A 24,572-nucleotide genomic window follows, 5' to 3' on the forward strand; every position below is an offset into this window, starting at 1 on the left:
ATGCCCGGATCGGTGACTGGTTGCCGAGAATTCACCTGCACGCTGCCATTGGTTCACTCCGCGCCCGGTGGGGGGTCGCCCGAGCGGCGCACTGTGGTCGTACCCGCCCGGCGAGGCCGCGGCGGGAGGCCGGTCCGGCCGCCACCGACACCGCGACACCACTGCTTTCGTCCGCCCCGCGAGGTGCGGGGCGGCAGCCGGGAGGACGACAATGCGCGACGCGTACCACGAGGAGCTCGACTCGATCGGCGACGGGCTCGTGGAGATGGCCCGGCTGGTCGGGTCCGCGATGGGGCGGGCCACCACGGCGCTGCTCGACGCCGATCTGGCGCTCGCGGAGAGTGTGATCGCCGCCGACGAGAAGGTGGACGCGCTCCACCACGAGCTGGAGAACCGGGCGATCGACCTGCTGGCCCGGCAGCAGCCGGTCGCCACCGACCTGCGGATCGTCGTCACCTCGCTGCGGATGAGCGCCGATCTGGAGCGGTCGGGCGACCTGGCCCGCCATGTCGCCAAGCTGGCCCGGCTGCGCTACCCGGAGTCGGCGGTCCCGGCCGATCTGCACAGCACCGTGCTGGCGATGGGGCAGCTGGCGCAGCGGCTGGTGGCCAAGGCGGGGCTGGTGATCACCACCAAGGACGTGGACGCCGCGCTGGAGCTGGAGCGGGACGACGACGAGATGGACCGGCTGCACCGGGACCTGTTCTCGCACCTGCTGGACGACCGCTGGCAGCACGGCATCGAGACGGCGGTGGATGTCACGCTCTGCGGCCGTTACTACGAGCGGTTCGCCGACCATGCGGTGTCGGTGGCCAAGCGGGTGGTGTTCCTGGTGACCGGGGAGCACGCGGACGACTTCGTGGCGGAGGGGTCCGGCCAGTAGCGGGGGCCGGTGCCGGGGGTGCGGCCGGTGCCGGGGGTGCGGCCGGTGCCGGGCGCGGGCGTAGGGGCGCGTACCGGGCCGGCCGACCGCTTCCGCGCGCCGTTGACGCTCCGTGAAGCAGGCGGCTTCAATCGGTGATGAGGCATGGCCTACGAGAGGCATGGCCTACAAGGAGGGTCCGCACCATGAAGGAAGCCCCCACCCCGCCCGTTTCCACTCCGAGCAGCCCGGTCGAGCCGCCGAGCTCCTGCGCCGGCATCCCGCTGCCGACCGTCGCGGCCTGCGGCTGCGGCGCCGGGTGCGGCTGCGGCTGCAAGTCCGGTGGCAACTGCCGCTGCGGCGGTGGCTGCGGCTGACCCGCGCGTGACGGTGGCCCGGCTCCCCGTGGGGGGCCGGGCCACCGATGCTGCGGGCGTCGCGGGCGTTACTTCTTGCCCTGGTTCTTCACGGCCTCGATGGCGGCCGCCGCCGCCTGCGGGTCGAGGTAGCGGCCACCGGGGGTGACCGGCTTGAAGTCCGCGTCGAGCTCGTAGAGCAGCGGGATGCCGGTGGGGATGTTGAGGCCGGCGATGGCCTCGTCGGAGATGCCGTCGAGGTGCTTGACCAGGGCGCGCAGGCTGTTGCCGTGCGCGGTGACCAGCACGGTGCGGCCGGCCGCCAGGTCCGGCACGATGGCGTCGTACCAGTACGGCAGCATGCGCACCACGACGTCCTTGAGGCACTCGGTGCGCGGGCGCTCCTCGCTGGGGATCTCGGCGTAGCGCGGGTCGTCGGACTGCGAGAACTCCGAGCCGTCCGCCAGCACCGGCGGCGGGGTGTCGTACGAGCGGCGCCAGAGCTGGAACTGCTCCTCGCCGAACTCGGCGAGGGTCTGCGCCTTGTCCTTGCCCTGGAGCGCCCCGTAGTGACGCTCGTTCAGCCGCCAGCTGCGGCGGACCGGGACCCAGTGGCGGTCGGCCTTGTCGAGGGCGATCTGCGCGGTGCGGATGGCGCGGCGCAGCAGGGAGGTGTGCAGCACGTCGGGCAGCAGGCCCTCGGCCGCCAGCAGCTCGCCGCCGCGTGCGGCCTCCGTCTCGCCCTTCCCGTTGAGGTCGACGTCGACCCAACCGGTGAAGAGGTTCTTCTGGTTCCACTCGCTCTCGCCATGGCGGAGCAGCACGAGTCGGTACGGGGAGTCAGCCATGGTCACAGCCTAATCGAGGGTTATCGGGTGGCCCTACTGGGCCGGGTGTCGGTAATCTGCGCTCAGCGGTTTCACTACTTACCTGCATGGTGAGCGGTGCACCCTGTCGCGCTCACCGCGAACCCCCCTGCCTCGCCGCCGCTCCGGAGCCGCCCCATGTCCGCGCCACCCGCCCTGTCTGCCGTGCGCCGGGCGGTGGCCGAGACGACCGGCGGCCTGCCGGGCAGCTTCTGGTGGCTGTGGACCAGCACCCTGGTCAACCGGCTGGGCGGCTTCGTCGTCACCTTCCTGGCGCTCTACCTCACGGCGGGCCGGGGCTACTCGGCCGGCTACGCGGGCCTGGTCGCCTCGCTCTACGGGCTGGGCTCGGCGGTCGCGGCGCTGGTCGGCGGGGTGCTGGCGGACCGGGTCGGCCGGCGGCCGACCCTGCTGGTGGCGCAGCTGAGCACCGCCGGCTGCACCCTGCTGCTGGGCTTCGCCCAGGGGCAGACCGCGATCGCCGTCTCGGCGCTGCTGCTCGGGCTGGCCGGCAACGCCTCCCGGCCGGCCACCTCCGCGATCATGGCAGACCTGGTGCCGCCGCAGGACCGCGTCCGAGCCTTCTCCCTGAACTACTGGGCGATCAACATCGGCTTCGGCGTCTCGGCGGCGGTCGCCGGGCTGGTGGCCGCGCACGGCTATCTGGTGCTCTTCGTCGCGGACGCGGCGGCCACCCTGCTCTGTGCGCTGGTGGTCTTCGCCAAGGTGCCGGAGACCCGCCCCGAGGCGGCCGCCGCGCCGACGGGCGGCGGCGCGCGGCCGGGGATCGGGCTGGGACGGGTGCTGCGCGACGGACCGTTCATGGCGCTGGTGGGGCTGACCTTCCTGGTCGCGCTGATCTCCCAGCAGGGCAGCACCACGCTGGCGGTGGACATGGGCGAGGCGGGGCTGACGGCCACCCAGTACGGCTTCGTCATCGGCCTCAACGGGCTGCTGATCGTGCTGCTCCAGATCCCGGTGACCCGGCTGATGACCGGGCGCAGCCGGGCGTCGCTGCTCTTCGCGGCGGCGTTGCTGACCGGTTGGGGCTTCGGGCTGACCGCTTTCGCCCACTCGGCGGCCTTCTACGCGGTGACGGTGGGGGTGTGGACGATCGGGGAGATCATCCAGGCGCCGACCACCATGGCCCTGGTGGCGGAGCTGTCCCCGGCCCAGGCGCGCGGCCGCTACCAGGGGGTGTACTCGCTCTCCTGGTCGGCGGCGTCGTTCCTGGCCCCGGTGGGGGGCGGGCTGCTGCTGGACCGGGCCGGCGGGGGCGCGGTGTGGGGGGCGTGCGCGCTGCTGGGGACGGTGGCCGCGGTGGGTTACGCGCTGCTGGTCCGCAGCCGTCCGGTATCCGTACCCGTGGTCGAGCCCGCGCCGCCGGTGGCGGAGCCGGTGTCTGGGGCGGTCTCCTGACGGCTCAGGGCTGGTCGGGGCGGTCGGGCTGGTCGGGCCGGTCGGGCCGGTCGGCGGCCGGGCCCGCCAGGTGGCCGAAGGCCGCGAGGTTGCGGGTGGACTCGCCGCGCTTGGTACGCCACTCCCACTCGCGGCGGATGGCGGAGGCGAAGCCCAGCTCCAGCAGGGTGTTGAACGGCTCGTCGGCGTTCTCCAGCACCGTGCCGAGCAGCCGGTCGACCTCGTCGGCGGTGACGGCGGCCAGCGGCAGCCGGCCCGCGAGGTAGATGTCGCCCAGCCGGTCGACGGCGTAGGCGACCCCGTACAGCCGGGTGTTGCGCTCCAGCAGCCAGCGGTAGACCGCCTCGTGGTTCTCGTCCGGGCGGCGCAGCACAAAGGCGTTCACCGACAGGGTGTGGTCACCGATCCGCAGTGCGCAGGTGGTGGACAGCTTGCGGGTGCCGGGCAGCGTGACGACCAGCGTACGGGGGTCGCCGGGGCTCGGCTCCCAGGCCACCCCGGCCTCGTCCAGGGCGCTGCGGAGGATCTCCAGGGCGGTTTCGCTGCCGGTGGCCATGGGGGGACGCTATCGCGCGGACGCGCGGCGCAGCCGGGAGGCGCCGCGCCCGCCGTCCGCGTCGGGGCGGCCCACCGCGTCCGCGTACACCTCGGCGGTGGCCAGCGCCGAGGCGCTCCAGCCGAAGCGGGCCGCGTGCTCGGCGGCGGCGGTGCCGAGCCGGTCGCCCAGCGCCGGGTCGTCCAGGAAGCGCCGCAGCGTACGGGCCCAGTCCTGCGGGTCGTGGCCCTGGACCAGGAAGCCGGTGGCGCCGTCGCGCACCGCGACCGGGAGTCCGCCGACGGCGGCGGCGACCACCGGGGTGCCGCACGCCTGGGCCTCCAGCGCGACCAGGCCGAAGGACTCGCTGTACGAGGGCATCACCAGCGCGGTGGCCGCCCGGTACCAGTCGACCAGGTCGGGCTGGCCGACCGGCGGCTGGAAGCGGACGACATCGCTGATGCCCAGTCGGGCGGCGAGCTTCTGCAGGCTCTCGGGGCGGGCCAGGCCGGTGCCGCTGGGGCCGCCGACCACCGGGACGATCAGGCGGTCGCGCAGTGCCGGTTCCCGGTCGAGCAGTACGGCGACGGCGTGCAGCAGCACGTCGGGGGCCTTGAGCGGCTGTATGCGGCCGGCGAAGAGCAGCACGGTGGCCTCGGCGGGCAGTCCGAGCCGGGTCCGGGCGGCGGCGCGGCCCGCGCGGACGGCGGCGGCGGGGCCGCCCCGGCCCTGGTCGCGCGGCCCGGCGGGGCGGAAGACCTCCAGGTTGACCCCGGGGTGGACCACGGCCAGCTGCTCGGGAGCGGCGTCGTAGTGCAGGGCCAGCTCGGCGGCCTCGTCGGCGGTGTTGGCGATCAGCCGGTCGGCGGCGCCGACGACCTGGGTCTCACCGATCACCCGGGCCGCGGGCTCGGGCGTGTCGCCGGCGGCGAGGGCGGCGTTCTTCACCTTGGCCATGGTGTGCATGGTGTGCACCAGCGGGACGCCCCACCGGTCGGCGGCCAGCCAGCCGACCTGGCCGGAGAGCCAGTAGTGGGAGTGCACCAGGTCGTAGTAGCCGGGCCGGTGGCCGGCCTCGGTGCGCAGCACGCCGTGGGTGAAGGCGCAGAGCTGGGCGGGCAGGTCCTCCTTGAGCAGCCCCTCGTACGGGCCGGCGGTGACATGGCGGACCAGCACGCCGGGGGCCAGCTCCACGGTCGGCGGCAGCTCGGAGGAGGTGGTGCGGGTGAAGACCTCCACCTCGACGCCCAGTTCGGCCAGGCGCTTGGACAGCTCGACGATGTAGACGTTCATGCCGCCCGCGTCGCCCGTCCCGGGCTGGTGCAGCGGGGAGGTGTGCACGCTCAGCATGGCGACGCGGCGCGGGCGGCGGGCGCGCCGCCCGGCGGCCAGGCCCTGGAAGGGGTTGAGTCGGGCGCGCTGCTGCTGACTGCGCCGTACCGGCCGCGCAGGGTGCTGGCTCACCGGAATGGTCCTCCTGTTTGTCTCCCCCGATTGCTGCCGTCCTCGGCCCGCGCGGGCCCGCAACCGGCGTCGGCGCCGCCCTGGGTGGCGATGACTCCAACCGTGTGACAACCAAGGAGGCGCCCTGCCCGATTCCCCGTGACCGAAACGTGACCGCCGGGCGGCCCGGCCGGGGCTGTTCCGGGGCCCGCGTACGCTGCCTGGCATGGCTCCCTCCTTCCGTGACAGCGCGCCGTCCGCTGCCCTCGGCCGGCCGGCGCGCCCGGTCGGGACGGTGACCCGTGGCACCACCAACACCAACCGGCTGCGGCGGATGGACCGCTGGATCGCCGCCGCGCTCGGCCCCGCGCTGCGGCGCTCCGCCGTGGCGCCGACCGTGGTGGACCTGGGGTACGGCGCGGCGCCGTGGACGGCGGTCGAGCTGCACGGGCGGCTGGCGGCGGTCCGGGCGGACGTCCGGGTGGTGGGGGTCGAGATCGAGCCGGAGCGGGTGGCGGCGGCGCTGCCGTACGCCCGGCCGCCGGGGCTGTCGTTCCGGCGCGGCGGCTTCGAACTGCCGCTGGACGGCGGGGCGCGGCCGCTGCTGGTACGGGCGGCGAATGTGCTGCGGCAGTACGAGGAGCGGGAGGTGGCGGCGGTGTGGGAGCGGCTCTGCGGGCGGCTGGCGCCGGGCGGGCTGCTGGTGGAGGGCACCTGCGACGAGGTGGGGCGGCGGCATGTGTGGGTGGCCCTGGGTCCGGAGGGGCCGCGTACGGTGACCTTCGCGGCGCGGCTGGGCGGGCTGGGGCGGCCCGGTGAGCTGGCCGAGCGGCTGCCCAAGGCGCTGATCCACCGCAATGTGCCGGGCGAGCCGGTGCATGCGTTCCTGGCGGACTTCGACCGGGCGTGGGCGGCGGCTGCGCCGTACGCGGCGTTCGGGGCGCGGCAGCGCTGGGTGGCGGCGTGCGCGGGGCTGGCCGGGAGTTGGCCGCTGGTCGGGCCGCGGGGCCGGTGGCGGCTGGGCGAGGTGACGGTGCGGTGGGCGGCGGTGGCGCCCTGACCTGGGCGGGAGCGCCGGGTCGGCGGCCGGAACCGATGGGGGTCCCGGTGGGTGTCCTGGTGGGTGTCCCGGTGGGTGTCCCGGCGGGTCGGCCACCCCGGCGAATCACTCGAACGAGTTATCGAATAGTGCTGGCATATTGACGGCACGACAGGTGACGATGGGAACATGAGCACGATCCCCCGGGATTCCCCGCCGCACCTGACCCGGCATCAGCCCTCCGGCGCCAGCGCCCCCAGCACGCTACGGAACGTCTCGAACGCCTCCTCATCGAAGAGTACGAACCGCGCTTCGGCCACCGCCCCGGCCGCCCCGGCGACGGTCGTCAGCGCGATCCGCGCCGCATCGTCCATCGGCCAGCCGTAGATCCCGGCCGACACCACGGGGAACGCGACCGTCCGCGCCCCCAGTTCGTCCGCCACCCGCAGCGACTCCCGGTAGCAGGAGGCCAGCAGCTCCGAGAGGTCCTCGTCCGGCCGGTACACCGGCCCCACCGTATGGATGACCCAGCGCGCCGGGAGCCGGCCCGCCGTGGTCGCCACCGCCCGACCCGTCGGCAGCCCCCTGCCGTACCGGGACGCCCTGAGCCGTCGGCAGTCCGCAAGGATCTCGGGACCGCCGCGCCGGTGGATGGCGCCGTCCACCCCGCCACCACCCAGCAGCGAGGAGTTGGCCGCGTTCACCACCGCGTCCACTTGCTGCTCGGTGATATCACCCCGAACCAGCGTGATTCGTGTCACCCGTCCGCCCTCCGCAGTACTCCGTACCGACCCTTCCGAGGCTATCCGCGCCGGTCACCGCCGTGCGGACCCGCGCGGGGCGGCCGGCGGGCAGCGGGCCGGACCGGGCGAGGATCACGTAAGGTCACGGGAACGTCGACGGTGTGTGATGCCCAGCGGGCACCACACACCGGACCCGGCCGTTGCACGGTCGGGGACAGAGAGGACCGATTGATGCCCGCATCCGGAGACGAGCGGGACCTCGGCACGCCGTATCCGGCCGGGGCCTGCACCACCGCACCGACCGACCTGCCACCGGCTGACCAGGCACTGGCCGAGCACGCACTGGCCGACCACGCGCCGGCTGACCACGCACTGGCCGACCTGCCACCGGCCGACCTTCCGGTGGCCGCCCCCTCCCCCACCGAGCGGCGGCGCCGCACCGGGCCCCGGTCGGTCCGGCCGGATGTGCGCGGCGGCTCGCCCATACCGCGCCCCCGGCACGGCTCCGGCCCGGACGGCGCCCGGCCCACCCCGATCGAGCTGCTGGTCGTCGAGGACGACGCGGGTGACGTACGGCTCCTCCAGGAGCTGCTGGACGCCACCGGCCAGCCCTTCGAACTGCGCTGGGCCCGGGGCCTGGAGCAGGCCGGGCGGCAGCTCGCCACCCACGGCGGCCGCATCGCCTGCGTGCTGCTGGACCTCGCCGTGCCCGACGCACGCGGGCTGGCCGGGCTGCACACCTTGCTGAGACGCGCCCCGCACACGGCGGTGCTGGTCCTCACCGGGGCCGCCGACGCCCACCTCGGGGCCGCCGCCGTCGCCGCCGGCGCCCAGGACTTCCTGGTCAAGCATGAGACCGACGGCCCGCTGCTGGCCCGCGCCATCCGCTACGCGGTCGAGCGCAAGCGGGCCGACGAGTCGCAGCGCCGCCTGGTCGAGGCCCAGTTGCGCGGCCAGGAGAACGCCCGCCTCCAGCGCCATCTGCTGCCCACCCCGCTGCTGGAAGGCTCCGCGCTCACCTTCCACCGGCGCTACCGGCCCGGCCGCCGCCGCGCACTGCTCGGCGGCGACTTCTACGACGCCGTCCGCACCGCCGACGGCACCGTGCACGTGGTGATCGGTGACGTCTGCGGCCATGGGCCGGACGAAGCGGCCCTCGGGGTGGCGCTGCGGATAGCGTGGCGCACCCTGGTCTTCGCCGACCTCACCGGCCAGGCCCTGCTGGGCACCCTGCAGCGGGTGCTGGAACACGAGCGGCGCAGCGACGAGATCTTCGCCACCCTCTGCATGCTCGCCATCTCCCCCGACTGCGAGCACGCCGAGCTGTATCTGGCCGGCCACCCCGCCCCGCTGCTGCTGCGCCCGGGTGCCCGGCCCGAGCTGCTGCCCGCCGACGACCCGGGCCCGGCGCTGGGCCTGGTCCCGGGTGGCAGCGGCCTGGACCACTGGCCGCCGGTGCGGATCGAGCTGGGCGGCGAATGGGGCCTGCTGCTCTACACCGACGGCCTGATCGAGGGCCGGGTCGGCGCCGGTTCGCTCCGCCTGGGGCAGGACGGGCTGCTGAGCCTGGTCACCGACCACCGGGCCGCCGGAGTGATGCACCAGCAGCTGATCGACACCGCCATCGCCGAGGTCGAGGAGCTCAACGGCGGGGCGCTCACCGACGATGTCGCGGTGCTGCTGCTGGAGCGCCGGGCGGCCGACGGCCGCTGAGCACGGCGTACGGACAGCGGACGACGGACGGCGGCGGCCCCGGCGCCCTCTGCCGAGGGAGTGCCGGGGCCGCCGCCGTACGACTGCTTCAGCTCACCAGGGCCCATACGGACCCATGTTGCGATTGCCGCCACCGCGCCCACCGCCGGAGACCGCCCGCACCGCAGGCCGGACATCCACCATGTAGACGATGGCGGCGACCAGCCCGACGAGTACGAAGATGCCGAAGACACTGGTGGTGAAGAGCAGGTCCAGCACCACCGCCAGCCCCAGCACCAGCAGCCAGAACGGCTTGGTCTTCTTGTCAGCCGCCCGGTAGGCGTCCTCCCGGCGGGTCACCGCATCGACCAGCGCCGCCACCTTGAAGAGGACGACCGCGGTGACCAGCCACCACATCGGGTTGAGCCACTCAAGGGACAGAACAGCTTGGGCTCCCACTGTGGCCTCCTTCTCCAGTCTCCGCGCGAGTCTTCATCGTGGCACGGTAGGGCCCGTTGCGGGGTGAACGGACCGCATCCGTGACAAGTGCCCGGCCGGTCAGCCGGCCGAGGGGCCGGAACCGTTGGTTCCCGACCCGTTGGTTCCCGACCCGTTGGCCCCGGCGCCGTTGGCGGCGGCGGGCTTGCGCCCGGTGCCGCTCGGCTTGGCGGCCGCACCCCGGCCCTCGGCCGACTCCTCCTTGGGGGCAAGGGTCTCCGCCACCTCGTCGGCCGCGTCCGCGAACCGCACCACGGCCCCGTCGGCCACCGCCGACGCCTTCGCCTCGAAGGTCGCGCCCTTCTCCTCGATCTGCCGGGCCGTCTCCCGGCGGCTCCGCTCCACGGCCACCTTGCCGCGCTCGGCCAGGTCGTCGTAGACCTCCTTGGCCTTGACCGCGAACTCGGCGGCCCGCCCGACCTGCTGGAGGGCGAAGCCCTGGGCCCGCTCCTGGAGCACCTTGAAGTCGGTCGGCAGCGTGCTCACCGTCTCGGTGACCTTCGCCTGCGCCTCGACCAGCCGCGCCTGCGCCTCCTGGAGCCGCGCCGCCGCCCGCTCCTGGGCGCCCTTGCGGTCCGCGCTGATCTCCTCGACCTTGCCGGGGACCTCGCGCAGCTTCGCGTAGGCCAGTTCACCGACGCCGGCCAGCGCGTAGAGCGGGGTCGGGTCGGTCAGGGTCTTCTTCAGGTCATCGGTGATCGGCATGAGGGGTCCTCCCCTTCGCATCGTCTGTGCGCGACTGCTCAGTCGCGGTGGTCTGCGCGTCCCCACCGGGGGCGCGTCCCTGCTCGTCCTGCCGGCCCTGCTCGTCCTGCTGCTCGTCCGGTACGGGCTGTACGGGCTGTACGGGCTGTACGGGCTGTACGGGCTGCTCAGGCTGTACGGACTGCCGTCCGGGCGGTCTCTCCCGGCCGGACCCCCTCCCGGGGACCCGTACCTGCGCCGCCTTGGCGCCGACCGCCCTGGCGGTGGCTATCGCCTTCTCCACCGCCCCGACGGCCCCGCCCCCGTCCGCCGCAGCCGCCGCGTTCTCCTTGAGGAAGGAGTCGTATATCGCGAGCAGCACCTGCTTCTGCCGCTCGCTGATCAGCGGGTCGGCCAGGATCGAGGCCCGCAGCTCCAACCCCTCCTCCTCGCGCTCCTCCAGAATCCCGGCCTGCACATACAGCGTCTCCGCCGAGATCCGCAGCGCCCTGGCGATCTGCTGGAGGATCTCCGCACTCGGCTTGCGCAGCCCGCGCTCGATCTGGCTGAGATACGGGTTGGACACCCCGGCCGCCTCGGCGAGCTGCCGCAGCGAGTACTGCGCGCTGCGCCGCTGCTCACGGATGTACTCGCCCAGCGAGCCAACGTTCAGTGAGGCCATGCCCACATCGTGCACCCGAGTGCTAACTATTGCAAGCACGGTGCTTGCAAGTGTGTCCCGGCGCGCCGCAGCGGGTCCCCGTTCCGAGTGGGCGAGCGTGCCGGGGGCGTCAGGCTTCCGGGGGGCCGGTGAGGAGGGTGCCGGTGGGGGTGCGGTGGTAGACGACGCGGCGGCCGACCCGGGTGCCGGCGACCAGGTCGGCGGCGCGGAGGACGGCCAGGTGGCCGCCGACGGTGCCGAGGGAGAGGCCGAAGTGGGCGGCGAGTTCGCTGGTGGTGGCGGGGCGCTCCAGCTCGCGGAGGATCGCCGCGCGGCCGGGGCCGATCAGCCGCTCCAGGGCGCGGTCGGCCCTCGGCTGCTCGGTGGCGGCGACGCCGCGCGCCGGGTAGACGAGGGCGTACTGCGCCGGGGGCGCCTCGCACAGCCAGCTGCCGCTCCGCAGGCTGACCGGTACGAAGAGCATGCCCTCGTCCCCGACGATGTGGTCCGGGCCGGGCCGGTCGCTGAAGCGGATCGCGTCCGTCCCGACCCAGGCGCTGCGGCGGCTCATCTGCTGGAGGGCGCGGGGCCAGCCGTACGCGGCCAGCAGCCCGGCCCGGTAGGTGACGTCCCGTTCCAGCAGGGCCCGGCGGCGCGGCCAGTCCGGGGCGACGCAGCTGTGCCAGACCAGGTCGAGCAGGTCGGCGGCCCTGGCGGCCAGGCCGGGCCCGGTGAGCCAGCCCAGGTCGTGCGGGAGCGGGCTGTGCGCCCGTGAGGTCTCCAGTTCGGCGCGTACCTCCGCGTCGGACGCGCGGGCCAGCGCCGCCAGTTCGCCGGCGAAGGTGGTGCGCATGCCGCCGCCCGGCGGGATCACCAGGAAGGCGGGCAGCCACTGGGTCGAGTGCAGCAGCCCGACCAGGCCCCGGGCGAAGGGGTCCGCCGCGAGGGCGGCGCGGAACACCGGCTGGTAGCGGGCGTGCCAGCCGGCCAGCCAGGGGTCGGTGCACGGCTGGTCCAGCAGGCGCATCGAGGCCAGGGTCTCGGCGAGCGGCGAGAGCGCGAACCGCGAGCGCGACAGGGCCAGTGAGGTCAACCGCAGCAGTGTCATTCTTTCGCCCTCCGCCGAAACGATAGTGCCTGCCCCGGGCCCGCCCGCAGACTCTGCGGAATGCGTTCACCCCTGCTGGAACGGCCGGACTTCCGCTGGTTCTTCGCCGGCCGCCTGGTGTCGCTGCTCGGCAGTTCGATGGCACCGGTCGCGTTGGCGTTCGCGGTGCTGGACGCCTCCGGCAGCACCAGCGACCTGGGCGTCATCCTGGTCGCCCATATGGTGCCGCTGCTGGCGTTCCTGCTGGTCGGCGGGGCCACGGCGGACCGGTTTCCGCGCCGGACGGTACTGGTGGCCGCCAACCTGGGCTCGGGGCTCACCCAGGGCGGTGTGGCGGCGCTGCTGCTGACCGGGCACTACTCACTGCCCCTGGTGGCGGCGCTGTCGCTGCTCAACGGGGTGCTGGACGCGTTCACCACCCCGGCGCTGCGGGGTGTCGTACCCGAGCTGGTCGACAAGTCCCAGCTGCGGCAGGCGAACTCGCTGCTCGGGTCGACCCGCAACGCCACGAAGATCTTTGGGCCGAGCCTCTCCGGCCTGCTGGTGGTGTCCGTCGGCAGCGGACCGGCCATCGCCTTCGACGCGCTGACCTTCCTCCTCGCGGCGGGCTGCCTCGCCCGGCTGTCCCTCACCGGCAGCGCTCCCGCGCCCCGGGCCACCTCGACATCAGCCACCTCGATGCTGACCGACATCCGCGAGGGGTGGACCGAGTTCCGCCGCATCCGCTGGGTGTGGGTGGTGGCCGCCTGCTTCTGCGTGATCAACCTGGTGCAGACCGGCACCTGGCAGATCCTGGGCCCGGCGCTCACCAAGCAGCTCAGCGGCGAGGCGACCTGGGGGTTCGTGCTCAGCGCCCGGGGCGGGGGGCTGCTGGTGATGAGTGTGCTGATGTACCGGCTGAGGGTCACCCGTCTGCTGCGGCTGGGGCAGCTGGTGGCCGTGACCGGCGCGCTGCCGCTGCTGGTCCTCGGCGCGGGGCTGCCCGCCCCCTGGCTGATCGGCGCCGCCTTCGTGGACGGGCTGGGCTCGGCCGTCACGGGGATCAGCTGGGACACCTCGTTGCAGGAGCATGTGCCCCCGCAGGTGCTGTCGCGGGTCTCGTCGTACGACGACCTGCTGTCCTTCGTCGCCATCCCGATCGGCCAGCTCAGCGTCGGCCCGCTGGCGCAGCACCTCGGCGGCTTCCGGGTGACCACGACCGCCGGTGTCATCTACGCCGTGGCGGCCCTGGCGCCGCTGGCCTCCGCCGCCGTCCGCAGCCTGCCGCACGCCCAGGCCGGCCGGGCCGCGCCCGCCGAACCGGCGCCTGCCGAACCGGCGCCTGCGGAGCAGCGCGGCGCCGAGCCCGGCCGGGAGGCGGCCGCCGAGCCGGGGCCGGTCGGGCCGGTCGGGCCGGTCGGCGGATGAGGCCGACCGGCCCGAGGGGGGTCAGCGCGCCGAGCGGCGGCGGCGGACGATGGCGAGGGCGCCCACGCCCAGGCCGAGGGCGAGCACGGCGGAGCCGGTGATCAGGCCGGTACGGTCGTCCGTACCGGTGGCCGCCAGCGCACCGCCGCCGGAGGTCCCGCCGGAGGTCCCGCCGGTCGCGCCGGCCGAAGCGCCGCTGCTGGTCGCCCCGGTCGCGCCGCCCGAGGACGAGCCGCCCGAGGACGAGCCGCCCGAGGAGCCCCCGGACGCGGCCGCCCCGGTCGCGCCGCCGGAGCCGGTGGCCGAGCCGCCCGTGGTGGCACCGGGGGTGGCCGGAGCACTGGGAGTGGCGGGGGGCGTGGAGGCGCCGGGGACCTGCACGGTGAGGGCCGCCGTGTCATTGCCCGGCACATCGTCGCGGTTGGGGTAGTCGGCGCGTCCCTTGGCCGTCACGCTGCCCCGGGCACCCTTGACGGCCTTGTCGATCCGTACGACGAAGGTCAGGTCGAAGTCGTCACCGGCGTAGAAGGTGTCATCGATCTCGCAGCTGTACGTCCGCGCGGCCTTGGCGCGCGGTGTGCAGGCCCACGGGTCGTCCTCGCCCGGGAACGGGATGCTGAGCACGGTCACTCCGGCGGGCACCTCGACCACCATGGTGCCGCTGCCCGAGCCGGCGCGGTCGCCCAGCTGCATCGAACCGGGGCCGTTGTTGCGCACCCCCAGCCTGAGCTGCACCTGCTGGCCGACCCTGCCCCTGATCACGCCGCCGAGCGCCTGGTAGTCCGCGTGCTGACCGGTGGTCACGTCCACGGAGCCGCCGGTGCTCGCGAAGCCCTCGGCAGCCGTGGGCTTGAGGGTCAGCGCCGGTCCGGTGCCGGTGACGCTGTACGAGCCGGAGTCGTAGCCCGCCGGGGCGGGCCCGTCGAGTGCCCAGGCGAGGTAGTCGATGCTGCCGTACATCAGCTGGGGGTCCGCGCCGTACGACAGCGCGTCGGCGAACTCGTACGCCGTGCCGGGCGCCACCGTCACGTCCGGGAAGGTACACACCGCGTGCGCGTTGTTCTGCGGGGTGTCGGCGCCGATGTAGCGGCAGTTGTCGTACTTACGGGCCAGCCGCAGCCCGTCGGTGCCGTACAGCAGCACGCCGACGCCGGTCGCCGGGAGGTTGCCGGTGTTCTCGACGGCCGGGGTGAGCGGGAAGCGGGCGCCGGGGGCCAGGTCCTTGACGGCCGGGTGCACCCGGGGGATGAGCTGCGGGCCGCCGATGACGACCCGGGTGGAGCCGGTGACCGTACCGGCGTTGGCGGAGGAGGCCGTGTAGCTGAGCGTCCCGCCCTCCCCGATGGTCGCGCCCGCCGCCTGCCGGATGGTGAAGGGGATTAGCGGTATCAGCCCGTCCACCGAGCCGACGTCGCAGGTGAAGACCAGCCCGGCGGCCGTGCAGCCGCCGCCGGCCTTCAGCTGGACCTTGCCCGCCAGCGCGCCGGCGTCGACGGTGACCACCACGTCCTTGGCGATGGGCTTCTCGTCGGGCACCTGGGCGAGGTTCAGCTCCAGCTCGAACCGCGCGGGGGCCTTGCCCGTCGCCGGAACGTCCGCGTAGTACGTCTTCGGTGCCTTGAGCTGGAGTGTGGGGGCCGTGGTGGCCGATGCCGCCGGTACGGCGGCCAGTGCGGTGACCACGGTGACGGAGACCGCAGCCGTCAGCGTGGTGAGGCGTCTCAGCGTGACCATGACCAGAGGACCGACGAACCGGCCGAAAGGTTGCATCCGGCTCAGCCCTGTCCCGCCGCACGGAGCCGCCGCAGCGTCCAGCCCCGGCCCGCCGGGTCCAGCGGGCGGGTGGCGGCGGTGAACAGTTCGGCGGCGCGGCGGTAGGACAGCCGGCCGCGACCGCTGAACGGGCACCGGTCCGCCGCCGGGGTGCCCTGCGGGGCGCGGCGGTCGGTCAGCAGCAACGGGCCCGCGGTGCGGCCCGCGACCAGCAGGGGCAGCAGCCGGGCCGCCCCGGCCCGCCAGCGCAGCGGCCGACCGGCCGCGCCGGCGCGGGTGCGGCGGCCGGGCAGGTCCAGGTCGTCCACGTCCAGGGCGAGCAGCTGCTCGATGGCGGCGCCGCTCTCGTACAGCAGGTGCCAGCCGGCCTTCTCCCGCAGCGGCACCCGCAGCGCGAACAGGGCGCGCAGCTCGTCCGGCGACAGCGGCGCGGCGGCGGCCTCGGGCAGCGCCGGGGGCCGCAGCCCGGCCACCGGGTCGCCGCTGATCCAGCCCTGGGCGCGCCACCAGCTGACGGCGGCGCGCAGGATGGAGAGTTCCCGGCTGACGGTCCGTGGGTCGCGGGCGGCCGACCGCAGCGCGAGGGCGTCCCGCAGCCTGGCGGCGGAGGCGGGGCTGTCCAGCAGGGCCAGCGGCAGCACCGGCGGCGCGGCGCGGCGGCGGTCGCCGCCGGTGGGCGTGGGCCGGTCCACCAGCGGCCAGGACCAGGTGGCCAGCGCGATCCGGTAGACCCGGCGGGAACCGGGGCTGGCGGCGGCAGACTCCGTCCATGGCAAGCAGTGCGAACGGTCGGCCGGCAGTGCCGGCCGAGCCCGACTTCCGGCGGTTCTTCATCGGGTACGCGACCTCCCTCTTCGGGTCGGCCATGGCGCCGGTGGCGGTCGCCTTCGCCGTCCTGGACAACGGCGGGAACGGCACCGGGCTCGGCTGGGTGATGGCGGCCCGGATTCTGCCGATCGTGCTGGTGCTGCTCGCGGGCGGTGTCATCGCGGACCGGCTGGACAGCAAGCGCGTGATGCTGACGGCGGATCTGCTCCGCTGCGCCACCCAGACGACGCTGGCCGTACTGCTGCTGACCGGGCGTCCGTCGCTGTGGACCATGGCCGCCACGGTCGCCGTCTGGGGCGTCGGGGAGGGCTTCTTCCTGCCCGCCCTGGGGGCGCTCACCCCGGAGCTGGTACGGGATCGGCACCGGCTGTCGGACGCCAACGCCCTGCTCGGGCTGGCCCGATCGGTCGCCACCGTCGCCGGGCCGGGCACGGCGGGCATCGTCACCGCCGTCTGGGGGCCCGCAGCCGTGCTGCTCGCGGACGGCGCCAGCTATGCGATCGGCGCGCTGGCCCTGGTCCGGCTCTCGCTCCCCCGCCGCCCGGCCGCCGAGGAACCCGCGTCGCTCCTGGCCGACCTGCGGGAGGGCTGGACGGAGTTCCGCTCCCGGGCCTGGCTGTGGACCACCACCGCCCACATGGGGCTGTTCAACCTGCTGGTGTGGGCGCCGTTCCTGGTGCTGGGCCCGCTCACCGCGCAGCGGCGGCTCGGCGGGGCGTGGGCCTGGGGCCTGGTGATGGCCGGGTACGGGATCGGTGCCGTCGCGGGCGGCCTGGCCATGCTCGGCCGCCGGCCGGGCCGCCCGCTGGCGGTGGCGACGGTCGCCAGCCTCGGCTGGGCGCTGCCCTCCGCCGCGCTCGCCGTCCGCGCGCCGCTCGCCTGGACGGCGGTCGCCGCGCTGCTCGCGGGGGTCGGCTCGGCCGTGGTCGGCACCCTCTACAACAGCGTGACCCAGCAGCGGGTGCCGCCCGACGTACTGGCCCGGATCAGCGCCTTCGGCGCCCTGGGCGCTTTCGTGCTCGGCCCGGTGGGCCTGGCCGCCGCCGGACCGGTCGCGGAGCACACCGGCGCCTCCGCCGTGCTGGCCTTCGGCGCCGGGTGGCAGCTGGTGGCGGCGGCCGCCGTCCTGGCGATCCCCGCCGTACGGACGCTGGGCGCCCTCCGCCCACCCGACCCGGTGGCGGCCTCCCCCGGCCTGCCGACCGCCCCCGGACCGGAGGACGCCCAACCGGGCCGGTCCCCGACCTGAGCCGGGGGCGGCTGGGTACCTGGTCCGGCCCGTGCGCGGTCATGGGGCCGCTCTGCCGTCCGCCGTCGGGGGGCGGGCGGCTGACGGGCCGTCGGCCGGGGCGGGCTTCTGCCGTGCTGGGCGTTGTGGTAGGCAGATCGGGTGACGACTTCCCGGCTGCCCTTCGACGCGGTCCTGTGCGACCTGGACGGCGTGATCCGCCACTATGACTCCGCGCCGCTGCACCGGCTGGAACGGGCGGTGGGCGTGGCGGAGGGCACCACGGCCCGGATCGCCTTCTCGTCCGACGTGGACCGCCCGGCGCTGCTCGGGCAGATCAGCACCGCGCAGTGGGTCGAGAACATCGCTCTCCGGCTCGTCGGCCACCCGCTGCCGCCGACCCGGGCCCGCGAGCTGGCGGCGGCCTTCGAGGCGGCGCCGTTCCGGGCGGACGAGGAGGTGGTGGCGATGCTGCGGCGGGTACGGGGGCGGGTGCCGCTCGTCCTGGTGACCAACGCGACCTCGGCCCTGGACGGCGACCTCGCCCGGCTGGGCCTGGCCGACCTCGCGGACCACATCGTCAGCAGCGCCCGGGTCGGGGTGGCCAAGCCGGACCGCCGGATCTACGACCTCGCCGCCGAGCGGGCGGGCGCGGCGGCCGAGCGCTGCCTCTTCGTGGACGACCGGCCGGAGAACGTCCGGGCCGCCACCGCGCTGGGCATGACCGGCCTGCACTACCGCACCCCCGCCGACCTGCGGACGGCCCTCGGCCCGCTGCTGGCCGAGGGCGCCCCGGCGTGACCGGTGCCCGCGTCGGGCGTGGCCCGGCGGGGTGGAGCGGGCTGCCGGGGTGGGGCGGGCTGCCGGGGTGGGCGCGGTGGGTGCTGGCGGGCTACGCGGTCGGCTTCACCGAGGGGACCTGCGCCCATCTGCTCGACCTGCTCCGGGGCGGGGTGCGGGTGTACGCGTCGTACGCGCCGCTGCCGGCGCAGGTGTTCTTCGTCGGCCTGGTAGTGCTCGATCCGCTGGTCGTGGCGCTGGTACTGCTGGGGCGACCGGCTGCGGCCCGGTTGGCGTGCGGCGTGATGGTGCTGGACGGAATTGCGAACTGGTACGTGGACTGGCCGCTGCTGCGGGAGAACCCGGCCTGGCTGCTGCGGCCGGTCGGGCTGCTGCCCATCACGTTGTTCGCGCTGTTCGTCGTGGTCACCGCCGCTCCGGTCCGGCGAGCGACCCGGCACCGGCCGTGTGAGCAGCCCCCCACGGCGGTAGCGGGCTGAGCGCGCAGCACCCCGCGCCCCTGGGTGGTGCGTGGTCGGGGGCGCCATGCCTGCGGACCGGCGGGCGCGGCAGAGCACCATCGTGCCCCGGTCCGGAGCGATCCGGTCAGGCCGCTGCGGGCAGGTCGTTGTAGTCGGGGGTCCGCTCCTGGCCGGAGAGGGCGTGGATGGCGTCCATGATCTCGTCGGTGGCGGCGCGGCGGGCCTGCGCGGCGCGTACGCTCCCGGTCGGCTGCGGGAAGTGCAGCGGGGTGCCGAAGCGGACGGTGACCCGGCGGATTCGCGGCAGCCGGGTGCCGACCGGCTGGATGTGCTCGGTGCCGATCACCGCGACCGGCACGACCGGGGCGCCGGAGGTCAGGGCGAGCCAGGCGACGCCGGTACGGCCCCGGTAGAGCCGCCCGTCCCGGGACCGGGTGCCCTCCGGGTAGATGCCGAACGCGCCGCCCCCGGCCAGCACCTCAAGCGCTCCCTCCAGGGACGCCTGGGCGGCGCGGTGGGTGCCCCGCTCCACCGGGACGGCGTCGATGGCGGTGAAGAGTTGCCTGGTCAGCCAGCCCTTCACCCCCCGGCCGGTGAAGTACTCGGCCTTGGCCAGGAAGGCGACCGGGCGGGGCGCCACCAGCGGGATGACCACGCTGTCGATGAAGGAGAGGTGGTTGGCCGCCAGGATGACGGCGCCGTGCCGGGGGACGTTCTGCCGTCCCTCGATGACGGGCCGGTACACCAGCCGGGCGAGCGGGGCGAGCACCAGTCGTACGGTCGCGTGCAGCATGCGGGGCCTCCTCGGGCGGAATCGGGGGGTCGGACTGGGGACGGCGAACGGAAGCAGCGGGCAGGGGCTCAGCTGAGGATCGCGTCCCGGCGTGAGCGCAGCGCCGCCACCACCGGCGCCGGGGCCGTCGCCGGGGAGCCCGCCCGGTAGGGCGGCTGCGGGTCGTACTCGTGGCCCAGCTGGATCGCCTGCGCGGTGGCCTCCCCCGCGATGCGCCCGGCCAGGGCGAGCGCCATGTCGATCCCGGCCGAGACCCCGGCGGCGGTGACGTACTTGCCGTCGAAGACCACCCGCTCGGCGGCCGGGACGGCGCCCAGCGGCGCCAGCCGGTCGGCGGCCAGCCAGTGGGTGGTGGCCCGCCGCCCGGTGAGCAGACCGGCCGCGCCGAGCAGCAGCGAGCCGGTGCAGACCGAGGCCGTCCAGGTGGTGTGCGCGTCGACCTCCCGGAGCCAGGCGTGGAGCGGCCCGTCCGCCATCAGCGCCGCCTGCCCGGGGCCGCCCGGCACCACGAGCACGTCCGGCCGCCGCACCTCGCCGAGCGCGGCGTCGGCCACCAGGGCGAGGCTGCCCACCTCGTTGCGCACCGGGCCGGGCTCCTCGGCCACCAGGACGGTCTGCGCGCCGGGCAGCCGGCTGAGCACCTCGTACGGGCCGACGGCGTCGAGAGCGGTCAGCCGGTCGAAGAGCAGTACGGCGATCTGCATGTGCGGGGCCTTCCTCGCGCCGGGTGACGGCCGGTCAGGTCTCGGGGTCAGGTCTCGGGGCCAGGTTTCGGGGCCAGGTCTCGGGGTCAGGTTTCGGGGCCAGGTCTCGGGGTCAGGTCTCGGGGTCAGGTCGGGTCAGGTCTCGGGGCCGAGGTCGAGGAGTTCGAGGGTGACGGCAAGTGCCTCGTCGGCGGTGCCGGGACCGGCGGCGCGGGTGAGGGCGCCCATCAGCCACAGCTGGGTGAAGCCGTGCACGGCGGCCCACAGCGAACCGGCCAGCAGCCGGCTGCTCACCCCCGCCCGCCACCCCTCGGCCTGACGCTCCTCGACCAGGCCGACCACGGTCTCGAAGACCGGGCGGCTCGCCCGGCGCAGCACCGGGTCGCTGGGGACCAGCAGGTCGGGCCGGGCCATCAGCTCGAACAGGCCCTGCCGCTCGGTGGCGAACTCCAGGTACACCCGAGTCGTGGCGCGCAGCCGGGCGGCGCCGCCGGCCTGCGGCCCGCAGTGCGCCAGGGCCTGCCGGATGCCCCGGGCCAGTTGGTGGTGGCCCTCGGCGGCGACGGCGGAGAGCAGCGCCGCCCGGCTGGGGAAGTGCCGCAGCGGTGCGCCGTGCGAGACCCCGGCGCGCCGGGCGATGGCGCGCAGGGTCAGGGCCGGTACGCCCTCCTCGGCGACCATCTCCAGGGCGCAGGCCAGCAGCCGCGCCCGCAGGCCGCCATCCGGCTCCGCCGCTTCTCCCGGCTGGGCCGGCTGCTCCGGTCCGGTTGCTCCCTCGGTCATGTAGACAGTGTCTACCAGCTCTCGTAGACACTGTCTACAGCCTGACCCGCCGGGTGGCCCGCCCCGAGCTCAGCGGCCGGCGCTGCGCAGGTCCAGGGCCCGCAGCACCCGGTCGACCAGCTCCGGGTCGGCGCCGGGCTCGGCGCGGGCGGCCTGCATCTCGTGCCGGGAGGCGGAGAGCATCTCCTGCTCCACCTCCCGGAACCGCCGGGTGAAGGCGATCCGCTCGCGGGCGGCGGCCCGCTGGCTCTCGTCGTACGTCTCGGGCAGCGCGCGGACCAGCCGGTCGCGCTGCCTGCGGCGCAGCCGCTCCACCAGTTCCTCGGGCAGTTCCTCGTCGGCGTCGAGCTCCTTGAGCCGGTTCAGCCCGGCGGTGGTGGCCCGGTGCCACAGTTCGCGTTCGGCGCGCTCCTCGGCGTCGGTGTCGGCCTGGACGCCGAGGCGGCGTACCAGCAGCGGCAGGGTGAGCCCCTGCACCACCAGCGTGAAGAGGACGACGCAGAAGGCGATGAAGAGGATGCGGTCGCGCTCCGGGAAGGGCTGCCCGTTGTGGATCTCCCGGGGGATGGCCAGGACCAGCGCGACCGAGGCGACCCCGCGCATCCCGGACCACCACATCACCACGCTCTCCTGCCAGGTGACGGGTTCGGCCTCCGAGGTGCGGTGGCGGCCCCGGTCCATCCGGTGCGAGAAGTACGTCGCCGGGAGCAGCCAGCACAGTCGCACCAGCACCACGACCGCGACCACCACCGCCGCGTCACCGATCATCCCGGTCCAGTGGTCCCCCACCGACGCCAGTACGGTGCGCAGCTCCAGGCCGATCAGCCCGAAGGCCGTACCGGTCACCAGCAGTTCGACCACCTCCCAGAAGGCGTTGCCGGTGAGCCGGTAGGTGACGTCGTCGGCGTCCCCGGCGTTCTCGCTGAGGTAGAGGGCGCAGACCAGGACGGCGAGCACGCCGGAGCCGCCGAGCGCGTCCGCGACCGCGTACGCGGCGAACGGCACCAGCAGGCTCAGGCCCACCTGGAGCGTGGCGTCGCCCAGCAGGCCCATCAGCCGGGTGCTCACCCAGCCGAGGCCCCAGCCGATGGCGAGCGCGATCACGGCGGAGAGCACCAGCTTCCCGAGCGCCACCGGGGTGGAGAAGCTGTGGGACACGGCGGCGTCGATGGCCACGCCGTAGATGACCAGCGCGGTGACGTCGTTGAACAGGCCCTCCCCCTCCAGTACCGAGACCAGCCGGCGGGGCAGTCCGACGCTGCCCGCGACGGCGGTGGCGGCGACCGGGTCGGGCGGTGAGATCAGCGCGCCCAGCGCCACGGCGGCGGCCAGTGGTACGCCGGGGACCAGTCGGCTGAAGGCGGCGGCCACCGCTGCCGTGGTGACCAGCACCAGGGCGACGGCGAGCAGCAGGATCGGGCGGGCGTTGGCGCGGAACTGGCGCCAGGAGGTGCGCTGCGCGGCGGCGTACAGCAGCGGCGGCAGCACCAGCGGCAGGATCAGTTCGGGTTCGATCCGGACCTCGGGCACGCCGGGGAGCACGGCCAGCGCCACCCCCAGCAGGGTCATCAGCACCGGCGGCGGCAGCTTCAGCCGGCTGCCGACCGGTACGGACAGGATGCTGGCCAGCAGCACGACGAAGAGCAGGGTGAGCTGGTCCATGGTCATCAGCTTCCCCGCGATCGGCTGCGGGCATCACCTTGAACGCGTTCAAAAAGCTGGCCGGAGTCCTGCACATCGAAGTTTCGAACACGTTCGAAACGGAGGGGTCCCCGTGGACCTCACAGCCGTCAGCTATGTCGTCTACCTGCCGATCAGCACCGCCCTGACCAGCTGGGTGGCCCGCACCCTGAGCCGCAACGGCCACACCTTCCTGGCCGACGTCTTCCGGGGTGACGAGAAGCTCGCCGACGCCGTCAACCACCTGCTGGTCGTCGGCTTCTACCTGGTCAACCTGGGCTTCGTCGCGCTCTGGACGAAGACCGGCGACCGCATCGGCAGCGCCACGGCGGTCTTCGACGCCCTCTCGGTCATGATCGGCACCGTGCTGCTGGTGCTGGGCGGGCTGCACCTGGTCAATGTGTACGTGCTCAGCCGCATCCGGCGGCGCGGCCTGCTGGACCGCGAGCAGCGGCCCCCGGTGCCGCCGCAGGGCTGGGCCCTCCCCGCCACACCGCAGGCATGAGCGGCGCCCCGGCCGCCCCGGCCGCCCCGGCTCCCCCGGTGCGGCGGCTCACCGTGCTGCACGACCCGACCTGCCCGCTCTGCCGCCGACTCAGCGGCTGGCTGCGCGACCAGCGGCAACTGGTCCCGCTCGCATTCGTCGCCGCGGCGTCCGCCGAGGCCAGGCAGCGGTTCCCGGGGGTGGACCACGACGCCACCCTCGGCGAGGTCACCGTCGTCGCGGACACCGGCGAGGTGTGGACCGGACCGCACGCCTTCGTCGTCTGCCTGTGGGCCCTGGCGGACCACCGCCCGCTGGCCCACCGGCTCAGTACCCCGGCCGGGCTGCCGCTCGCCCGCGCCGCCGCGTTCGCCGCCGGCAAGTACCGGGCGGCGACGCGCGGGGGTGCCGTACCGGGTGCGGAGGGGGCACCCGGTACGGCACCCGGCCTCCCGCGCGGCCGGGACTGGCCCGACTGGTACCGCAACGCCTGGGACCGCAGCGCCTGGGACCGGGACACCCGAGACCGGAACGGCCGGTGGCGGAACGGGCCGCCCGGCCCCGGCTGCGCGGGCGGTATGTGCTCCGTACCGGGCTAGGTTCGACCACCGTGGACCACGCAGGACCGAACGAACCGACCGCCGCAGACCTCGCCAAGCAGGTCCGCGGCGGTCGCTCGCGCCCGAAGACCGGCAAGAGCGAGCAGACCCGGGCACTGATCCTGGAGACCGCGATGCGGCTCTTCCAGGAGCGCGGCTACGACAGGACCACCATGCGGGCCATCGCCGCCGAGGCCGGGGTCTCGGTCGGCAACGCGTACTACTACTTCGAGTCCAAGGAACACCTGATCCAGGGGTTCTACGACCGGATGACGCATGAGCACGCCGCCACCGCCCACGCCGCCCTGGCCGGCCACACCGACTTCGCCGACCGGCTGGACATCGCCGTCACCACCTGGCTGGACTGCGCGGCCCCGTACCACGAGTTCGCCGCCCAGTTCTTCCGCACCGCCGCCGACCCGGACAGCGCGCTCAGCCCCTTCTCCAGCGAGTCCCACCCGGCGCGCACCACCGCCGTCCAGATCTTCCGCGAGGTGCTGGACGGCTCCCAGCTCGGCCCCAAGCTCGACGCCGAACTGAACGAGCTGCTGCCGGACCTGCTCTGGCTGCACCTGATGGTCGTCGTCCTCTACTGGGTCTTCGACCGCACCGACGACACCGAGCGCACCCGCGCCTTCGTCCGGCGCTGCGCCCCCCTGGTCGCCAAGGTGATCACCCTCTCCCGCTACCGGATCTTCCGCCCGATGGTCCGCGAGGCCACCGCCCTGGTCCAGGACTTCGTCCTCCCCACCCTCGGCCGCACCCAGCCCCGCTGAAACCGGCGCCCGACGGCCGGGCGGCAGCAAGTCCAAGCGACGCGCGAGTACTTGAGCTCCGCCTTCTGCGCCCGCCTTCCCGTGCCCGGACCCGACAGACAGTGCTCACGAACGCAGTCTGCCTATGGCCTCCGACAACCGAATGCTCAGAGCGCCCCCGCGCACGGCTGGGGGGGTCTATCAGGAATTAAGTGTGGTTCGTCTGTTTGGCCTACAGGTTGTTCGGTGGGCTGTTCGGCTCACACTCGTCCGGTGGTAAGGCGGCCGTCGAAGAGGACGTCGAACTCGTTGAGGGCGGATTTCCAGCGGTTGTTCCAGCGCTGGCGACCGCGGCCGGTGGGGTCGAGGG

General features: G+C 74.6%; 26 protein-coding genes. 12 read left to right on the top strand and 14 right to left on the bottom strand.

The window, feature by feature from the left end; genetic code table 11:
• The first annotated feature begins 211 nt into the window (after positions 1 to 211).
• Positions 212 to 883: a phosphate signaling complex protein PhoU gene (gene phoU, locus ACIQGZ_RS26330; protein ID WP_402606300.1), complete on the top strand. Its 672-nt coding sequence runs from the start codon at positions 212 to 214 to the stop codon at positions 881 to 883.
• Positions 884 to 1,043: 160 nt separating this feature from the next.
• The gene (locus ACIQGZ_RS26335; protein WP_402606302.1) at positions 1,044 to 1,250 is read left to right on the top strand and encodes a hypothetical protein; all 207 of its coding nucleotides are present in this window, start codon (positions 1,044 to 1,046) and stop codon (positions 1,248 to 1,250) included.
• A 57-nt stretch (positions 1,251 to 1,307) separates the two neighbouring features.
• Here the strand turns inward: ACIQGZ_RS26335 and ACIQGZ_RS26340 are convergent, their stop codons facing one another.
• Entirely contained in the window at positions 1,308 to 2,066 is a 759-nt protein-coding gene (locus ACIQGZ_RS26340; protein WP_402606305.1) for a phosphoglyceromutase, read from the bottom strand.
• Between the two features lie 156 nt (positions 2,067 to 2,222).
• On the opposite strand from ACIQGZ_RS26340, the gene ACIQGZ_RS26345 reads away from it, so the two are divergent.
• On the top strand, positions 2,223 to 3,503 hold the full coding sequence (locus ACIQGZ_RS26345; RefSeq protein ID WP_402606308.1) for an MDR family MFS transporter: 1,281 nt from the start codon (positions 2,223 to 2,225) through the stop codon (positions 3,501 to 3,503).
• Positions 3,504 to 3,507: 4 nt separating this feature from the next.
• On the opposite strand, the gene ACIQGZ_RS26350 is transcribed toward ACIQGZ_RS26345, so the two are convergent.
• Together ACIQGZ_RS26350 and mshA are read right to left on the bottom strand one after the other, a co-directional pair.
• Positions 3,508 to 4,059, bottom strand: a complete 552-nt coding sequence (locus ACIQGZ_RS26350; RefSeq protein ID WP_402606311.1) for a YbjN domain-containing protein — start codon at positions 4,057 to 4,059, stop codon at positions 3,508 to 3,510.
• A 9-nt stretch (positions 4,060 to 4,068) separates the two neighbouring features.
• The gene (gene mshA, locus ACIQGZ_RS26355) at positions 4,069 to 5,502 is read right to left on the bottom strand and encodes a D-inositol-3-phosphate glycosyltransferase (RefSeq protein WP_402606314.1); all 1,434 of its coding nucleotides are present in this window, start codon (positions 5,500 to 5,502) and stop codon (positions 4,069 to 4,071) included.
• 205 nt (positions 5,503 to 5,707) lie between these two features.
• Between mshA and ACIQGZ_RS26360 the strand changes: the two genes are divergently transcribed.
• Complete coding sequence (locus ACIQGZ_RS26360; RefSeq protein WP_402606316.1) at positions 5,708 to 6,541, top strand: class I SAM-dependent methyltransferase; 834 nt, start codon at positions 5,708 to 5,710, stop codon at positions 6,539 to 6,541.
• A 212-nt stretch (positions 6,542 to 6,753) separates the two neighbouring features.
• On the opposite strand, the gene ACIQGZ_RS26365 is transcribed toward ACIQGZ_RS26360, so the two are convergent.
• Positions 6,754 to 7,281 carry an O-acetyl-ADP-ribose deacetylase gene (locus tag ACIQGZ_RS26365; RefSeq protein ID WP_402606318.1) on the bottom strand — a complete coding sequence of 176 codons (528 nt, stop codon included), beginning with the start codon at positions 7,279 to 7,281 and terminating at the stop codon, positions 6,754 to 6,756.
• A gap of 213 nt (positions 7,282 to 7,494) precedes the next feature.
• On the opposite strand from ACIQGZ_RS26365, the gene ACIQGZ_RS26370 reads away from it, so the two are divergent.
• Positions 7,495 to 8,976: a PP2C family protein-serine/threonine phosphatase gene (locus tag ACIQGZ_RS26370; RefSeq protein WP_402606320.1), complete on the top strand. Its 1,482-nt coding sequence runs from the start codon at positions 7,495 to 7,497 to the stop codon at positions 8,974 to 8,976.
• A gap of 93 nt (positions 8,977 to 9,069) precedes the next feature.
• Here the strand turns inward: ACIQGZ_RS26370 and ACIQGZ_RS26375 are convergent, their stop codons facing one another.
• From ACIQGZ_RS26375 to ACIQGZ_RS26390, 4 genes are all read right to left on the bottom strand, one after another.
• Complete coding sequence (locus ACIQGZ_RS26375; protein ID WP_402606372.1) at positions 9,070 to 9,372, bottom strand: DUF2516 family protein; 303 nt, start codon at positions 9,370 to 9,372, stop codon at positions 9,070 to 9,072.
• Between the two features lie 141 nt (positions 9,373 to 9,513).
• Positions 9,514 to 10,158, bottom strand: coding sequence for a hypothetical protein (locus ACIQGZ_RS26380; RefSeq protein ID WP_402606323.1), 645 nt, complete (start codon positions 10,156 to 10,158; stop codon positions 9,514 to 9,516).
• Positions 10,142 to 10,819, bottom strand: coding sequence for a helix-turn-helix domain-containing protein (locus tag ACIQGZ_RS26385; RefSeq protein ID WP_402606325.1), 678 nt, complete (start codon positions 10,817 to 10,819; stop codon positions 10,142 to 10,144). Before ACIQGZ_RS26385 ends, ACIQGZ_RS26380 begins: the two co-directional genes overlap by 17 nt.
• Before the next feature lie 109 nt (positions 10,820 to 10,928).
• Positions 10,929 to 11,891 carry a helix-turn-helix domain-containing protein gene (locus tag ACIQGZ_RS26390; RefSeq protein WP_402606328.1) on the bottom strand — a complete coding sequence of 321 codons (963 nt, stop codon included), beginning with the start codon at positions 11,889 to 11,891 and terminating at the stop codon, positions 10,929 to 10,931.
• A 75-nt stretch (positions 11,892 to 11,966) separates the two neighbouring features.
• On the opposite strand from ACIQGZ_RS26390, the gene ACIQGZ_RS26395 reads away from it, so the two are divergent.
• Positions 11,967 to 13,313 (top strand): MFS transporter, encoded by a 1,347-nt coding sequence (locus ACIQGZ_RS26395; RefSeq protein ID WP_402606331.1) that lies wholly within the window; start codon positions 11,967 to 11,969, stop codon positions 13,311 to 13,313.
• Between the two features lie 21 nt (positions 13,314 to 13,334).
• On the opposite strand, the gene ACIQGZ_RS26400 is transcribed toward ACIQGZ_RS26395, so the two are convergent.
• Together ACIQGZ_RS26400 and ACIQGZ_RS26405 are read right to left on the bottom strand one after the other, a co-directional pair.
• Positions 13,335 to 15,047 carry a hypothetical protein gene (locus tag ACIQGZ_RS26400; RefSeq protein WP_402606334.1) on the bottom strand — a complete coding sequence of 571 codons (1,713 nt, stop codon included), beginning with the start codon at positions 15,045 to 15,047 and terminating at the stop codon, positions 13,335 to 13,337.
• A 41-nt stretch (positions 15,048 to 15,088) separates the two neighbouring features.
• The gene (locus tag ACIQGZ_RS26405) at positions 15,089 to 15,862 is read right to left on the bottom strand and encodes a hypothetical protein (protein WP_402606337.1); all 774 of its coding nucleotides are present in this window, start codon (positions 15,860 to 15,862) and stop codon (positions 15,089 to 15,091) included.
• Here ACIQGZ_RS26405 and ACIQGZ_RS26410 point away from each other — a divergent pair.
• The 3 genes from ACIQGZ_RS26410 to ACIQGZ_RS26420 all read left to right on the top strand — a co-directional run bounded on the left by ACIQGZ_RS26410 (position 15,856) and on the right by ACIQGZ_RS26420 (position 18,422).
• Positions 15,856 to 17,163: an MFS transporter gene (locus tag ACIQGZ_RS26410; protein WP_402606340.1), complete on the top strand. Its 1,308-nt coding sequence runs from the start codon at positions 15,856 to 15,858 to the stop codon at positions 17,161 to 17,163. The two genes, ACIQGZ_RS26405 and ACIQGZ_RS26410, sit on opposite strands and share 7 nt — an antisense overlap.
• 141 nt (positions 17,164 to 17,304) lie before the next feature.
• Positions 17,305 to 17,943, top strand: coding sequence for an HAD family hydrolase (locus ACIQGZ_RS26415; protein ID WP_402606342.1), 639 nt, complete (start codon positions 17,305 to 17,307; stop codon positions 17,941 to 17,943).
• Positions 17,940 to 18,422 carry a hypothetical protein gene (locus ACIQGZ_RS26420; protein ID WP_402606344.1) on the top strand — a complete coding sequence of 161 codons (483 nt, stop codon included), beginning with the start codon at positions 17,940 to 17,942 and terminating at the stop codon, positions 18,420 to 18,422. The genes ACIQGZ_RS26415 and ACIQGZ_RS26420 overlap by 4 nt, the downstream gene beginning before the upstream one ends.
• 106 nt (positions 18,423 to 18,528) lie before the next feature.
• On the opposite strand, the gene ACIQGZ_RS26425 is transcribed toward ACIQGZ_RS26420, so the two are convergent.
• The 4 genes from ACIQGZ_RS26425 to ACIQGZ_RS26440 form a co-directional block, all read right to left on the bottom strand.
• On the bottom strand, positions 18,529 to 19,197 hold the full coding sequence (locus tag ACIQGZ_RS26425; protein ID WP_402606347.1) for a lysophospholipid acyltransferase family protein: 669 nt from the start codon (positions 19,195 to 19,197) through the stop codon (positions 18,529 to 18,531).
• 68 nt (positions 19,198 to 19,265) lie between these two features.
• Positions 19,266 to 19,901 (bottom strand): DJ-1/PfpI family protein, encoded by a 636-nt coding sequence (locus ACIQGZ_RS26430; protein ID WP_402606349.1) that lies wholly within the window; start codon positions 19,899 to 19,901, stop codon positions 19,266 to 19,268.
• 135 nt (positions 19,902 to 20,036) lie between these two features.
• Positions 20,037 to 20,684 (bottom strand): TetR/AcrR family transcriptional regulator, encoded by a 648-nt coding sequence (locus tag ACIQGZ_RS26435; RefSeq protein ID WP_402606351.1) that lies wholly within the window; start codon positions 20,682 to 20,684, stop codon positions 20,037 to 20,039.
• Positions 20,685 to 20,753: 69 nt separating this feature from the next.
• Positions 20,754 to 22,346, bottom strand: a complete 1,593-nt coding sequence (locus tag ACIQGZ_RS26440) for a Na+/H+ antiporter (protein ID WP_402606353.1) — start codon at positions 22,344 to 22,346, stop codon at positions 20,754 to 20,756.
• Between the two features lie 112 nt (positions 22,347 to 22,458).
• On the opposite strand from ACIQGZ_RS26440, the gene ACIQGZ_RS26445 reads away from it, so the two are divergent.
• The 3 genes from ACIQGZ_RS26445 to ACIQGZ_RS26455 are packed head-to-tail and all read left to right on the top strand — an operon-like array spanning position 22,459 to position 24,223.
• A complete protein-coding gene (locus ACIQGZ_RS26445; protein ID WP_402606355.1) occupies positions 22,459 to 22,869 on the top strand; it encodes a hypothetical protein in 411 nt (136 codons plus the stop codon).
• A complete protein-coding gene (locus ACIQGZ_RS26450; protein WP_402606357.1) occupies positions 22,866 to 23,447 on the top strand; it encodes a DCC1-like thiol-disulfide oxidoreductase family protein in 582 nt (193 codons plus the stop codon). Before ACIQGZ_RS26445 ends, ACIQGZ_RS26450 begins: the two co-directional genes overlap by 4 nt.
• 11 nt (positions 23,448 to 23,458) lie before the next feature.
• Positions 23,459 to 24,223, top strand: coding sequence for a TetR family transcriptional regulator (locus tag ACIQGZ_RS26455; RefSeq protein WP_402606359.1), 765 nt, complete (start codon positions 23,459 to 23,461; stop codon positions 24,221 to 24,223).
• The last annotated feature ends 349 nt before the right edge of the window (positions 24,224 to 24,572 follow it).

Source organism: Streptomyces sp. NPDC092296, from assembly GCF_044755465.1.
GTDB lineage: Bacteria > Actinomycetota > Actinomycetes > Streptomycetales > Streptomycetaceae > Peterkaempfera.

Bases quoted from the DNA above. Each gene is read 5' to 3' on its own strand.
- phoU (WP_402606300.1), top strand. From the start codon at position 212: ATGCGCGACGCGTACCACGAGGAGCTCGACTCGATCGGCGACGGGCTC.
- ACIQGZ_RS26335 (WP_402606302.1), top strand. From the start codon at position 1,044: ATGGCCTACAAGGAGGGTCCGCACCATGAAGGAAGCCCCCACCCCGCC.
- ACIQGZ_RS26340 (WP_402606305.1), bottom strand. From the start codon at position 2,066: ATGGCTGACTCCCCGTACCGACTCGTGCTGCTCCGCCATGGCGAGAGC.
- ACIQGZ_RS26345 (WP_402606308.1), top strand. From the start codon at position 2,223: ATGTCCGCGCCACCCGCCCTGTCTGCCGTGCGCCGGGCGGTGGCCGAG.
- ACIQGZ_RS26350 (WP_402606311.1), bottom strand. From the start codon at position 4,059: ATGGCCACCGGCAGCGAAACCGCCCTGGAGATCCTCCGCAGCGCCCTG.
- ACIQGZ_RS26360 (WP_402606316.1), top strand. From the start codon at position 5,708: ATGGCTCCCTCCTTCCGTGACAGCGCGCCGTCCGCTGCCCTCGGCCGG.
- ACIQGZ_RS26370 (WP_402606320.1), top strand. From the start codon at position 7,495: ATGCCCGCATCCGGAGACGAGCGGGACCTCGGCACGCCGTATCCGGCC.
- ACIQGZ_RS26375 (WP_402606372.1), bottom strand. From the start codon at position 9,372: ATGTGGTGGCTGGTCACCGCGGTCGTCCTCTTCAAGGTGGCGGCGCTG.
- ACIQGZ_RS26380 (WP_402606323.1), bottom strand. From the start codon at position 10,158: ATGCCGATCACCGATGACCTGAAGAAGACCCTGACCGACCCGACCCCG.
- ACIQGZ_RS26385 (WP_402606325.1), bottom strand. From the start codon at position 10,819: ATGGCCTCACTGAACGTTGGCTCGCTGGGCGAGTACATCCGTGAGCAG.
- ACIQGZ_RS26395 (WP_402606331.1), top strand. From the start codon at position 11,967: ATGCGTTCACCCCTGCTGGAACGGCCGGACTTCCGCTGGTTCTTCGCC.
- ACIQGZ_RS26400 (WP_402606334.1), bottom strand. From the start codon at position 15,047: ATGGTCACGCTGAGACGCCTCACCACGCTGACGGCTGCGGTCTCCGTC.
- ACIQGZ_RS26410 (WP_402606340.1), top strand. From the start codon at position 15,856: ATGGCAAGCAGTGCGAACGGTCGGCCGGCAGTGCCGGCCGAGCCCGAC.
- ACIQGZ_RS26425 (WP_402606347.1), bottom strand. From the start codon at position 19,197: ATGCTGCACGCGACCGTACGACTGGTGCTCGCCCCGCTCGCCCGGCTG.
- ACIQGZ_RS26430 (WP_402606349.1), bottom strand. From the start codon at position 19,901: ATGCAGATCGCCGTACTGCTCTTCGACCGGCTGACCGCTCTCGACGCC.
- ACIQGZ_RS26435 (WP_402606351.1), bottom strand. From the start codon at position 20,684: ATGACCGAGGGAGCAACCGGACCGGAGCAGCCGGCCCAGCCGGGAGAA.
- ACIQGZ_RS26440 (WP_402606353.1), bottom strand. From the start codon at position 22,346: ATGGACCAGCTCACCCTGCTCTTCGTCGTGCTGCTGGCCAGCATCCTG.
- ACIQGZ_RS26450 (WP_402606357.1), top strand. From the start codon at position 22,866: ATGAGCGGCGCCCCGGCCGCCCCGGCCGCCCCGGCTCCCCCGGTGCGG.